This is a genomic window from Mesorhizobium sp. WSM4983, from assembly GCF_029625765.1.
GTDB lineage: Bacteria > Pseudomonadota > Alphaproteobacteria > Rhizobiales > Rhizobiaceae > Mesorhizobium.
On sequence record NZ_JARTVM010000017.1, the window covers coordinates 33,887 to 45,987 of the forward strand.

A 12,101-nucleotide genomic window follows, 5' to 3' on the forward strand; every position below is an offset into this window, starting at 1 on the left:
GGGGGGGCGCCGGCCGGGGCCCCCGGCAGCGCGCCGACGGCCGTGTCGGCTGCGATTGCGGCCACCGGCGCGTCTGGGGTCGGCAGCGAGCGCTGGACATCGTCGAAGCTCGGGCCGGCGAGGGCCGCGGGCTTGGCCGACGCCGTCAGCGCGGCCGCCATCGGCCGCAGGCCGAAGAAGGCGACCAGGAACACGACGACGATAAAGGCGCCGGCATTGATCAGCGTGCCGGTGTATGTGCCGATCGAGGCGAGGATGCCCGGCTGGTCGATCGGCTCACCGTCCAGCCCGTCGATGAACTCGACCGCCGAGACATCGATGACGTCGCCGCGCTTCTCCTCAAAGCCAGTGGCGGAGGCCACCATCTTCTGGATATCGGCGACGCGCTTGGCAATCTGCTCGGGGGTGGCGTCCTTGCCGAGGATGGTCTTCAGCCGATCCTGGTTGACGACGACGGCGATCGACATCTTGGTCACCGAGTAGCCATTGGAAACGGTGGCGATCTTCTTGGAGTTGATCTCGTAGTTGGTGATCTCCTCCTTGCGGTCGTTCTGCGAGGAGGACTGCGGCCCTTCAGTCGTGGTCGTCTGCGTCTCGGGCAGGTTCTGCTCGACGCTGGTCGGGTTCGAGGCCTGCTTCTGGTTGCTGGCCTCGTTGGTGCGCACCGACTGCACCGAACGCTCGACGCGGGATTCGGGATCGAAGATCGTTTCTTCGGTCTGACGGGTGTCGGTATTGACGTCGGCCTTGACGCTGGCGCGAAAATTGTCGGGGCCGAGATAGGGCGTCAGCGCGCGGCGGATGTTGTCACCGATCTGCGCCTCGACCGTCTGCTCGACGCCGAGCGTGCGGGCAGCACTTGTGTTGGAAGTGTCGTCGCCGGCTGCGAGCAGATTGCCGTTGGAATCGAGCACGGTCACCTTGTCGGCCGACAGGCCGGGAACCGCTGCGGCGACGAGGTGGCGGATCGACTGGGCGCTCTTCTCGGCATCGACGCCGGCATAGCGGATGACCACCGAGGCCGAGGGCTGCTGCTCGTCGCGGCGGAAATTGGCGCGCTCGGACATGACGATGTGTACGCGCGCCGCCTTGACGCCGGCGATCGACTGGATGGTGCGCGCGATCTCGCCTTCCAGCGCACGCACGCGGGTGATCTGCTGCATGAACGAGGTGAGGCCGAGCGAGCCGACATTGTCGAACAGCTCGTAGCCGGCGTTGGCGCTGGTCGGCAGGCCCTTTTCGGCCAGCAGCATGCGCGCCTGCGCGGTGGTGCCGGCCGGCACCAGCACCGATGTTCCGTCGGCGCCGACATCGAAGCCGATGCCGGCCTCGCCCAGCACCAGGCCGATCTGGTTCACGTCGCTGCGGTCGAGCCCGACATAGAGCGTCTCGTAGGCCGGACGGTTGAGATAGACCGAGCCGACGCCGATGACGGCCATGACCAGCGCGGCGATGCCGCCCATGAGAGCGAGACGCCTGACGCCGAAGCCGCGGAGGTTCGCGATGAGGCTCTGGATCTGTTCCGGCACGATTCAACCGCTCCCAGCATGACTTTCCGCCGGAAGACTAGACCGCGAAGCTTGTGCGAGGATGATAGCGCATGCGGCCAGGGGCTATCGAGGCCCGAACGGCCCGGCGGCAGCGGTCCGACGCGCAAGAAAAAGGCCGCGCCCGAGACACGGCCTTGCGATGGAGGGGTTGGCTCAGCGGAAATATCAGCTCTTGAACAAGGCCAGGATCGACTGCGAGTTGCCGTTGGCGATCGACAGCGCCTGGATGCCGAGCTGCTGTTGCACCTGGAGCGCCTGCAGGCGGGTCGATTCCTTGTTCATGTCGGCATCGACGAGGGCACCGACGCCTTTGTCGATCGAATCGGACAGGTTCGACAGGAAGCTCTGCTGGGTGTCGATGCGCGACTTGGCGGCGCCAAGGTAGGCAGCGCCGGTGGAGAGCTTGGCAAGCGCGGTTTCAACGCTGTCGAGCGCGGTGTCGACGGCGGTGTCGGAAACGGCCGCGGCACTCGGATCGAAGAAGGTCGTCGCAAGCAGCCCGCCGACGATGCCGCCCGTGCCGGCGGTGTCAAGAACCTGCGTGTCGGTCGCTGCCACGTCGATGGTGTCGATGGAGACGGTCGTGCCGGTGCGGTTGTACGAAGCCACGACATGCAGGTCCGAGGCGGCCGTTCCGTCATTCTGCAGCAGGTTCGAACCGGCATAGCTGGCATTGGTGACCGACGACCTGATCTGGTCCTGGATGGCCTTGATTTCGGTCGCGATCTTCTGCTGGTTGTCCTGACTGGCGCCACGCGCGGTGACCAGCTTGGCCTTGATCGCGTCGACCTGGTCCTTGATGTCGGTGATGGCGGTGTAAGCTGTGTCGACCTTGCCGGCGCCGAGGCCGAGCGCGTCCTGGACGGCCGAGAGCGCCTTGTTGTCGGACCGCATCGAGGTGGCGATCGACCAGTAGGCGGCGTTGTCGGAAGCGGTGGCGACACGGTAGCCGGTCGAGATGCGGCCCTGCGTCGTCTCAAGCGCCTTGTTGGTGGCGTTGAGGCTCTGCAGCGCGGTGAGCGCGGCGGCGTTGGTCATGATGCTTGCCAAGATACACCCCTTCTCAAAGCAGGCATGCCTCGCGCATGCCGGTCAACTCTCTGGCGGGGGCGGTCATGCCTGTCGACCGTCGGTCGGCCCGTCATAGCGATTGGTTAACCATAGCTAGCGCGTCACAGTTAACGGCGCGTTAAAAGCCAGCCTTGAAACCGCGGTGCGGTAATATTTCTCGAGGGAAGAGGCGCGCCTCGGAGGGGCAGCAGCATCAAAAATGAAAATCGGGCCGCGCGGGTGGCGCGGCCCGACAAAGATGCCTGAAGTTCGCTGGGCGATCAGCCGCGGAAGAGCGACAGGATCTGCTGCGAGTTGCCGTTGGCGATCGACAGCGCCTGGATGCCGAGCTGCTGCTGCACCTGGAGGGCCTGCAGGCGGGTCGATTCCTTGTTCATGTCGGCGTCGACCAGAGCGCCGACGCCCTTGTCGATCGAGTCCGACAGGTTCGACAGGAAGCTCTGCTGGGTATCGATGCGCGACTTTGCGGCACCGAGCGAGGCGGCGCCGGTGGACAGCTTGCCGAGCGCCGTTTCAACGGTGCCGAGCGCGGTGTCGATAGCGGTGTCGGCGACGGCGGCGGAGCTCGGATCGAAGAAGGTCGTCGCAAGCAGACCGCCGACGATGCCGCCGGTGCCCGCCGTGTCGAGGACCTGCGTGTCGGCAGAGGCCACCTTGATGGTGTCGATGGTGACGGTCGAGCCGGTGCGGTTGTACGAAGCAACGATGTTCAGATCGGAAGCAGCCGTGCCGTCGTTCTGCAGCAGGTTCGAGCCGGCGAAGTTGGCGTTGGTGACCGACGACTTGATCTGATCCTGGATGGCCTTGATTTCGGTCGCGATCTTCTGCTGGTCTTCCTGGCTGGCGCCGCGGGCGGTAACCAGCTTGGTCTTGATCAGGTCCACCTGATCCTTGACGTCGTTGATGGCGGTGTAGGCGGTGTCGACCTTGCCGGCGCCGAGGCCGAGCGAGTCCTGAACGGCCGAGAGCGCCTTGTTGTCCGACTTCATCGAGGTGGCGATCGACCAGTAAGCGGCGTTGTCGCTGGCGGTGGCGACACGGTAACCGGTCGAAATGCGGGACTGGGTGGTCTCGAGCTGCTTGTTGGTGTTGTTCAAGCTCTGCAGCGCGGTCAGCGCAGCGGAATTGGTCATGATACTGGACATGATACTCGTACCTTGGTTTTTACACGGATTTTTTTGACATACCGGCTTGTCCGGTATGACGGTGCGGCATCATGCCAATGATCGCTGAGACCCGATCACCCGCCATCTGGAGCGGACTATGCGGGCAACTTCCTACCAAACGGCTAAACTGGACGGTTAATCCAAAATAATTCGCGCGGGCTTTAGCAGGCGAAGCCTTAAGTGTCGTCCTCGAGCCCGGCGGGGCGGTCAGGTAAAGGATCGCACCAGGCTGCCGACCAGAAGGTTCCAGCCGTCGATCAGCACGAAAAACAGGATCTTGAACGGCAGGGAAACCACCGTCGGCGGCAGCATCATCATGCCCATCGCCATGGTCACGGTGGCGACGATGAGATCGATCACCAGGAACGGCAGCACGATCAGAAAACCGATCTCGAAGCCGCGCCTGATTTCCGAGATCATGAAGGCGGGCACCAGAATGCGCAGGTCCACGGTGTCGCGCGAGACAGTCTGGCCGCGCTCGCGGGCGAGATCGGCAAAAAGATCGAAATCCTTGTCGCGCACATTGTGCAGCATGAAGCTGCGGAACGGATCCGAGATCTTCTCGAAGGCCTCGGCCTGGGTGATCTGGTTGTCCATCAGCGGCTTGACGCCGGTGTTCCAAGCCTGGTCGAAGGTCGGCGCCATGACATAGAAGGTCATGAACAGCGACAGCGAGATCAGGATCAGGTTGGCCGGCGTCGACTGCAGGCCGATGCCGGCGCGCAGAATCGAGAAGGCGATGACGAAGCGGGTGAAGCTCGTCACCATGATCAGCAGGCCCGGCGCCACCGAAAGCACGGTGAGCAGCCCGAACATCTGGATGAGATAACCGACCGTGGTGCCGTCGGCCTTGCCTATGCCGCCGAGATCGAGCTGCTGGGCCGCGGCGACAGAGGTGGTGACGACGATGAGCGCCGTGGCGATGAGGAACTTTCTCATTCGAGCAGCATCGTCCTGATGAGAACCTGTTTGACGTGGCCGCCGCTGCGCAGCGCCGCACGCTCGTCGAGATCGGCCTTGAGATGCTGGTAGCCGCTGGCGCCTTCGATCTGATGCATCTTCAGCGTGCGCACGAACGCCAGCAGGTCCTGATGGATCTGCTCGGTCATGTCCTGCGGCTGCGGCGCGTCGTAGAGCACCGATGCCTCCAGCCTTATCCAGACTTCGCTGGGGGCGGCGAGATTGGTGGTGATCGGCGCCAGTTGGACCACCGTCGGTCCGGCGATCTGTTTGCCCACTTCGGCCGACTTCTCCGGGTTGCCGGCGTTCTCAGGTGCGGCAGGAACAGGCGCCGGGGCTTCTCCCTGCTTGAGATAGCCGCCCGAGAACCAGCCCATGCCGACGGCCGCGCCCGTCATGGCCAAGAGCATGGCGAGCTGGACCACAAGGGAAGGTCCCTTCTTGGACTGAGCCTGCTCGACGTTTGCCACGACAGCGATCTCCCCGCCTAGAAAGGAAGAACCTGGTCGAGGATCTGCTGACCGTAGGCCGGCTGCTGGACCTCGCTCACGCGGCCGCGTCCGCCATAGGAGATACGTGCCTCGGCGATGCGCTCGTAGGGGATGGTGTTTTCGGCGCCGATATCGGAGGGACGCACCATGCCAGCGATGGTGAGGACCCGAAGTTCGTAATTGACGCGCACTTCCTGCGAGCCCCTGATCATCAGATTGCCGTTGGGCAGCACTTCGGTGACGACGGCGGCGACATTGAGCTCGAGATTCTCCGAGCGATTGATCTCGCCGTCGGCGTTGGTCTCGGTGCTGGAGCTCAAGCCGGCATCGCCCTTGCCGCTGGTGCTCTTGCCGTCCCAACCGAGCGTCACGTCGTAGCCGAGCTTGCGCGCGGCGGTGCGGCTGCGGTCGTTCTTGTTCTTGAAATTGGCCTTGTCGTTGAGCTTGATGTTGACGGTCAGGATATCGCCCTCGCGCAGCGCCCGCGGATCGGTGAAAAGCCTGCTCTGGCGATCATCCCAAAGCGAGAATTTCTTGACGGGTCTCGCCGGCGGCTCCGGATAGGAGTAGGGGGCAGCGCCGCCATTGCCGATGCCGGAGCCGACCGGCGAGAGCGCAGGCTCCCGGCCGACTTCCTTGAGGTCGGTGCCGCAGCCGGACAGTGCCGCGACCGCGACAAGGACGAGCAATTGCAACTTCATGACGGATCAACCCTTCGCGCCGCGCTGGCCATGATGCCGGTGAGCGTCGCCGCCGCCTTCTGGTCCATTTCGTTGAGGATGACGCCGGCCCTGCGCGCATCGAGCTTCATCAGGATGGCCGCAGCGAGCTCGGTGTTGACCATTGCCAGGCGCTCGGCTGCGGCGTCTGGCTTCATGCCGGCATAGATCTTGACGACGCTCTCTTCGGCGCGCGCCAGGAATACCTCGCGTCGCTTCAGCCACTGCTCGTACTCGGAACGTTTTGTCTCCAGCGCTTTCATGCGCTCGTCGATGCCTGCCTGGAGCTGCTTCAGCTCCTCGGCCTGCAACGCGTAGCGGCGGTCGCGAGCCGCATCGGCGATGTTGGAGCAGAAGCGCTGGATCTCGCTCTCGTCCGGCGCCTTCCCGCGCGCGAGCTCAGCCGGCTGGGCCGGGGCCTGTCCGCCGGGCAGCACCTGGCGGACTTCTTCCGCGCGACCCGGAGTGCCGCCCATAAGCGCAGCGATCGCGACAGCGGCTATCAGCTTCATGGTCGTATGAAGTCTCGGGCGACGATGCGGGTTTGAGGAGAAGAGCTCGATCATCGGCATGCCTATTGGAGAACCAGGTCGGCCTGCAGGGCGCCGGCCGACTTGATGCCTTGCAGGATGGCGATGATGCCATCGGGCTTCACGCCGAGACGGTTGAGACCGGAAACGAGCGTTTCAAGGTCGGGGCCGTCGAGCACGGCGACGCGGGCGTCGGGTCGCGAGGCCTCGATGGCGGTGAAGGGCTCGACCGCCGTCTCGCCCTTGGAGAAGGGCTCCGGCTGAACCACTTTCGGCGCCTCGGTGATGCGCACGGTGAGAGTGCCGTGGCTGATGGCGACGCGCGAGATCTTGACGTTGTTGCCGATGACGATGGTGCCGGTGCGCTCGTCGATGACGACGCGGGCAGGCGCATCCGACTCGACGACCAGGTTTTCGATCTCGGAATAGAAGCGCGCGGCCGATACGTTCTTCGGCCGTCTGATCTGCACGGTGCGGGCATCGCGCTCGGCCGCAACCCGCATGCCGAAGCGCTGCGAGGTGTAGTCGTTGATGGCGTCCGCGATGCGGATGGCGGTTGAGAAATCGGGATTGCGCAATTGCAGCGTCAGCACGCCCTGGTCGTCGAACTCGGCGGGCACCGAGCGCTCGACGATGGCGCCGTTCGGCACGCGGCCGGCGGTGGGCACGCCTTGCGTCAGTTGCTCGGCCTGGCCCTGCGCGGTGAAACCGCCCACGATCACCGAGCCTTGGCCGACGGCGTAGATCTCGCCGTCCGCGGCCTTGAGCGGCGTCATCACCAGCGTGCCGCCGGCAAGCGAGGTGGCATCTCCCATCGAGGAGACGTCGATGTCGATGCGCGCGCCCGACTGGACGAAGGGCGGCATGTTGGCGGTGACGATGACGGCGGCGACATTCTTGGCGCGCGCGCTGCCACCTTCGGTGGCGATGCCGAGGTTCTCCAGCATGGCGCGGATCGACTGTTCGGTGAACGGCGAGTTGCGCAGGCTGTCGCCGGTTCCCGCCAGGCCGATGACCAGGCCGTAGCCGACGAGCTGGTTGTCGCGCGCGCTCTGCAGCTGGGCAATGTCCTTGATGCGCGCGGCGACCTGGCCGGGCGGCAGCGTGCTCGGTCCCGTCGAGACGCGGAACATGCGGGTGGTGGTGGCCGGATCGTATTCCGGGTCGTCGTAGACGCCGCCATTTTTTTGCGCAAGTTCGCGCTTGGCCTTGGACGTGAGCCCATCGGCCAATGCGGGCTGAAGACCGATCGCGGCGCTCAGCAGAAGGGCAAAGACGCGCCTCACGATGCGCCGACCCGAATCGTGCCGTCGGCCATTACTGTGCCGGAAATGATCTTGCCGCTGTCGACATTGCGAATTTTGATGAGGTCGCCGGCGGCGCCCGGCTGCAGCGTGACGCCGGCGGCCGAGATGGTCAGCGCTCCGGCGGTGAAATAGATCTGCACCGAGGCACCCTGCTCGACCAGCCAGGCATCGCGGATCGCGGCCGCCGGAATGTAGCGGCCGGGCACGAGGGTGCGCTTGGCGACCTTGCCCTGAAGTTCCTCGGAGCGCGTCGCCATTCCGTCCGGCTTGTGCTTGCCCGGGACAAGCGTCACCTGCTTCAGCGCCGCAAGTTCGATCGTCTCGCCGGGATAGATGACCCGGTTGGGGATCAGCACGGCTTCGCCGACCGCTTGATTGGCGGCGAGCTGGTTGGCCGACTCCCCGGATCGCAAGGGAGATGGGCCCGTCTCTTGCGCAAGCGCCGGCACGCCGACGACCACCAGCGCAAGGGCCAGCACGGCGCGACGAAAAGCAGGGCAGGAAGCCGGCATGGCCATCGTCGGTTACCTGATGTTCTTTGAGACCACCGAGGCCATGTCGTCGGCGGCCTGGATGACCTTCGAGTTCATTTCATAGGCGCGCTGCGCCGAAATCAGCTCGGTGATTTCCTTGACCGGATCGACGTTGGAGGACTCCAGATAGCCCTGCTCGATGGTGGCAAAGCCCGGATCGCCTGGAACGCCGACATTGGCCGGGCCAGAGGCCGCCGTCTCCTGGAACAGATTGTCGCCGAGCGGCGCCAGGCCCGCCTCATTGGCGAAGTTGGCGATCTGAAGCTGGCCGAGAAGCTGAAGGTCGGTCTGGCCGTCGATACGGGCAAAGACCTGGCCGGTCTTGTTGACGATGACCTCGACCGCGTCGGTCGGCACGGTGATCGCCGGAATGACGGTGGCGCCGTCGGCGGTGACCAGCTGCCCGGTGGCATTGGTGTTGAAGGCACCGGCGCGGGAGTAGAGCGTGCTGCCGTCGGCGCCCTCGATCTGGAACCAGCCGCGGCCGGTCAGCGCCAGGTCGAAGCTGTTGCCCGTGCTGGTCAGCTCGCCCTGTGTATGGACGTTGCGCACGGCCGTCGTCTTGACGCCGAGGCCGATCGAAACGCCCTCGGGCACAAGCGAGGTGTTGGAGCGGTTGGGCACCCCTTGGGTGCGATCGACCTGGTAGAGCAGGTCGGAGAATTCGGCGCGCGCCCGCTTGTAGCCGGTGGTGTTGATGTTGGCGATGTTGTTGGCGATGACTTCCAGATTGGTTTGCTGGGCGTTCATGCCGGTCGCGGCGATGGCAAGGGCTTTCATGACGCGGTCCTAGATACTCATGCGGCTGATTTCGAGATAGGCCGAGACGACCTTGTCGCGGATGGCGATCGTCGTCTGCAGGGCCTGCTGGGCGCTCAGCACCGCATCGGCCACTTGGCGGGTGTCGGCGTCGCCTTTGAGCGCCTGGATCGACATCTGCTCGGCGTTCTGCAGCGTGTTGACGGTCTTGGTCGCAGCCTGGCTGAGAGCCTCCGCAAAGCTGCTGCCGACGCCTTCGCCTGCTTTGGTGCCGACACCGCCCTGAAGCAGGCCCGGCGAGGCGGCCTCCGTGCCGTCGATTGCCGGTTTGAACTGTAGTGCCCCGATACCGCCGATCATTACTGGTTCCTCATCAGGTCGATGGTCATGGAAATCAGATCGCGAGCCTGCTTGATGACCTGCAGGTTGGCCTCATAGGAGCGGTTGGCCTCGCTCATGTCGGCCATTTCGACCAGCACATTGACGTTGGGCATCTTCACGTACCCTTTTGCGTCGGCGGCCTCGTTGCCGGGCTGGAACTCGATCGGGAAGTCCGACGGGTCGCGCGCGATCGAGCTCACCTCGACCAGCGAACCACCGCTCGTCCGGTCGAGCTCGGACTGGAAGCTGATCGTCTTGCGGCGATAGGGATCGGCGCCAGGCGTGTTGCCCGTCGATTGCGCATTGGCGAGGTTCTCCGACACCACGCGCAGACGCTCCGACTGGGCGCCAAGGCCGGATGCCGCGACTTTGAGGGCTGCGGTCAGGGCGTCCATGGTCAGCTCTTCACCACCATCGTCATCATCGAATGGAAGGCTTTGACGATCGCCGTGTTGAGCTCGAAGGAGCGGCGCACTTCGCCGGCCTTCATCAGCTCGTCCTCGAGCACCACCGTGTTCTTCGACGGCATTATCGAGCCCGTGACATCCTCCGGCTTGAGATTGAAGCCGGCATTGGTCCCCTCGGCGCCCAAATGGCCGGTCTGGGTGGCCGCCAGCGTCACCGCAGTCCGGTCGAGGACCTTTTCGAACGGTTCGACGTCGTTTGCCGTGTAGCCCGGCGTGTTGGCATTGGCGATGTTGGATGCGATCGCGGACTGGCGCACGGCCAGCCATTGCGACTGCCGGGTGGCGAGGTCAAAGAGGTTGACGGGTTCCATGGGACTCTCCGGGCGAGTACGCACAAGACTAGGCCGCCAGTCTTGCGCGGACCTTGCGCGGAGCGAGCCCGCGGCCCGTTACGAGACCATCACCTGGAAAGCTGGATCACCTTGTTGGCATCGGTGATGATCACCCACTTGCCACCGCGCTGCTCGATCGCGGCGACGCGGCTGGAGTCCGGCAGGACGGAGCCGCGCTGGACGATCCACAGGCCGGTGTCGTCCTCGATCATCGCGCGGCCATTGGCGACATGCACCATCCTGAATTCCGCCGCGGCCGCAGGGAAGGGCTGGTCGCCAGGCGCCGGCGGGGGTTCGTCCTGCACCGTTCCGGTGGCCAGCAGGTCGATATCGGCGTTGGGAACGTCCTTGGCCGTCAGCGGTCCGCTGCGTTCGGCCGCGACGCCGCCGCCGTCGCGTCCCGAATTGCTGCCGCTGCCGCCGAACTTGATGGTCTGAACGCCGAACTGCTCCTGGTTGAAAAAGATATACCAGGGAAACAGCGCGCAGATCAGGCCGAGCGTGATGCCGAGCGCTGCGACGACGAAATCGCTGCGCCGGTCCGCTTTCCTGTTGGCCAGGCGGGGGAACTGGACCGGCGGCGGCTGCGGCCACTCCACCTTTTTCGGGAACAGGCCGTTGATGAGCGAGTCGCGGCTGGCGTCGGCCTCCTCGGCGGCCTTGGCCTCGTCAATCATCTCACGCAGCATGCGCTCGGTCTGTTGCAGGTCAGTCTCCTTGATCGCCATTCTGCTTCCCCTTGAGATGGCGGGCGAGATCGGTGAACGGATCGGCCGATGCGCGATCCCTCGGCGACTGCGTGAGCGCCTCGTAGATCAGCGGCACCTGGCGCACGGCGATGTCGAGCTCGGCGTCGGCGCCGCCCTGATAGGCGCCGAGCAGACGGATGTCGCGCGTGTCCTCGAAGCGCGCGATCATCGCTTTCAGCCTTGTCACCAGCATGCGCTGCTCCGCGCTCCAGGCCTTGTCGGCGAGACGTGAGATCGACGACAGCGGATTGACCGGCGGGTAGCGTCCCTGCTCGGCGATCGCGCGGTCGAGCACGACGTGGCCATCGAGGATGCCGCGCACCGAATCGGCCACCGGATCGTTGTGGTCGTCGCCGTCGACCAGCACCGAGATGATGGCGGTGATCGAGCCTTTGCCCTCGGCGCCTGGTCCGGCGCGCTCGAGCAGCTTGGGCAGATCGGTGAAGACCGATGCCGGGTAGCCGCGCGCGACCGGGGGCTCCCCGGTGCCGGTCGCCACCTCACGCAGCGCATGGGCAAAGCGGGTGATCGAATCCAGCACCAGGAGCACGCGATGGCCCTGGTCGCGGAAATGCTCGGCCACGCGCATGGCTGTGTCGGGCGCGCGCCGGCGCATCATGGCGCTCTCGTCGCTGGTGGCGACGACCGCGACGGTCTTGGCCATGCTGTCGGCGCCGATGGTGTCCTCGAGGAATTCGCGCACCTCGCGGCCGCGCTCGCCGATCAGCGCCACGACCACCGTGTCGAAGGCCTCGGCGCCGGCGAGCATGGCAAGCAGCGTCGACTTGCCGACGCCGGAGCCGGCGAAGATGCCGAGCCGCTGGCCGAAGCAGAGCGGCGTGAAGATGTCGATCACCCGCACTCCGGTCAGAAAGCCGGTGTCGACCCGCTGCCGCGACATGGCGCCGGGCGTCAATGTGTCGGCGCTGCCGGCGGCATTCGGCCTGACCAGCGGCGGGCCGCCGTCGATGACGCGAGTCAAAGCGTCGATGGCGCGCCCGCGCCAGGAAACATCCGGCGCGACCGCGAGTGGGCCGCGCCGGAAAACGGTGTCGGGGGGGGGGGGGGGGGGGGGGGGGGGGGGGG

Annotated in this window: 14 protein-coding genes and 1 pseudogene; all 15 read right to left on the reverse strand. The window is 65.4% G+C overall.

Going from position 1 to position 12,101, the window contains the following annotated elements; all coding sequences use genetic code 11:
• A pseudogene (gene fliF, locus P9254_RS28025) lies at nucleotides 1-1,529 on the reverse strand (flagellar basal-body MS-ring/collar protein FliF); the annotation flags it as partial.
• A 186-nt stretch (nucleotides 1,530-1,715) separates the two neighbouring features.
• Nucleotides 1,716-2,600 (reverse strand): flagellin N-terminal helical domain-containing protein, encoded by an 885-nt coding sequence (locus tag P9254_RS28030; RefSeq protein WP_067002412.1) that lies wholly within the window; start codon nucleotides 2,598-2,600, stop codon nucleotides 1,716-1,718.
• A gap of 281 nt (nucleotides 2,601-2,881) precedes the next feature.
• Entirely contained in the window at nucleotides 2,882-3,766 is an 885-nt protein-coding gene (locus P9254_RS28035) for a flagellin N-terminal helical domain-containing protein (RefSeq protein WP_067002410.1), read from the reverse strand.
• A gap of 228 nt (nucleotides 3,767-3,994) precedes the next feature.
• Entirely contained in the window at nucleotides 3,995-4,726 is a 732-nt protein-coding gene (gene fliP / locus P9254_RS28040) for a flagellar type III secretion system pore protein FliP (protein ID WP_095777164.1), read from the reverse strand.
• Nucleotides 4,723-5,217, reverse strand: coding sequence for a flagellar basal body-associated FliL family protein (locus P9254_RS28045; RefSeq protein WP_095800441.1), 495 nt, complete (start codon nucleotides 5,215-5,217; stop codon nucleotides 4,723-4,725). Before P9254_RS28045 ends, fliP begins: the two co-directional genes overlap by 4 nt.
• A gap of 17 nt (nucleotides 5,218-5,234) precedes the next feature.
• The gene (flgH, locus tag P9254_RS28050) at nucleotides 5,235-5,939 is read right to left on the reverse strand and encodes a flagellar basal body L-ring protein FlgH (RefSeq protein WP_278054677.1); all 705 of its coding nucleotides are present in this window, start codon (nucleotides 5,937-5,939) and stop codon (nucleotides 5,235-5,237) included.
• On the reverse strand, nucleotides 5,936-6,469 hold the full coding sequence (locus P9254_RS28055; protein WP_278054675.1) for a MotE family protein: 534 nt from the start codon (nucleotides 6,467-6,469) through the stop codon (nucleotides 5,936-5,938). The genes flgH and P9254_RS28055 overlap by 4 nt, the downstream gene beginning before the upstream one ends.
• A 62-nt stretch (nucleotides 6,470-6,531) precedes the next feature.
• The gene (locus tag P9254_RS28060) at nucleotides 6,532-7,773 is read right to left on the reverse strand and encodes a flagellar basal body P-ring protein FlgI (RefSeq protein ID WP_278054673.1); all 1,242 of its coding nucleotides are present in this window, start codon (nucleotides 7,771-7,773) and stop codon (nucleotides 6,532-6,534) included.
• Nucleotides 7,770-8,312 (reverse strand): flagellar basal body P-ring formation chaperone FlgA, encoded by a 543-nt coding sequence (gene flgA / locus P9254_RS28065; RefSeq protein WP_095800439.1) that lies wholly within the window; start codon nucleotides 8,310-8,312, stop codon nucleotides 7,770-7,772. The genes P9254_RS28060 and flgA overlap by 4 nt, the downstream gene beginning before the upstream one ends.
• A gap of 6 nt (nucleotides 8,313-8,318) precedes the next feature.
• Entirely contained in the window at nucleotides 8,319-9,107 is a 789-nt protein-coding gene (gene flgG, locus P9254_RS28070; protein ID WP_067002397.1) for a flagellar basal-body rod protein FlgG, read from the reverse strand.
• A 9-nt stretch (nucleotides 9,108-9,116) separates the two neighbouring features.
• Nucleotides 9,117-9,446 (reverse strand): flagellar hook-basal body complex protein FliE, encoded by a 330-nt coding sequence (locus tag P9254_RS28075; protein ID WP_095800438.1) that lies wholly within the window; start codon nucleotides 9,444-9,446, stop codon nucleotides 9,117-9,119.
• Nucleotides 9,446-9,862 carry a flagellar basal body rod protein FlgC gene (gene flgC, locus P9254_RS28080; RefSeq protein WP_067326083.1) on the reverse strand — a complete coding sequence of 139 codons (417 nt, stop codon included), beginning with the start codon at nucleotides 9,860-9,862 and terminating at the stop codon, nucleotides 9,446-9,448. The genes P9254_RS28075 and flgC overlap by 1 nt, the downstream gene beginning before the upstream one ends.
• A gap of 2 nt (nucleotides 9,863-9,864) precedes the next feature.
• Entirely contained in the window at nucleotides 9,865-10,245 is a 381-nt protein-coding gene (flgB, locus tag P9254_RS28085) for a flagellar basal body rod protein FlgB (RefSeq protein WP_095800437.1), read from the reverse strand.
• 89 nt (nucleotides 10,246-10,334) lie between these two features.
• Nucleotides 10,335-10,994, reverse strand: coding sequence for a hypothetical protein (locus P9254_RS28090; RefSeq protein ID WP_095800436.1), 660 nt, complete (start codon nucleotides 10,992-10,994; stop codon nucleotides 10,335-10,337).
• The coding region (locus P9254_RS28095) for a FliI/YscN family ATPase (protein ID WP_278103913.1) at nucleotides 10,975-12,101 on the reverse strand (1,127 nt) is incomplete at its 5' end. The genes P9254_RS28095 and P9254_RS28090, both read right to left, overlap by 20 nt.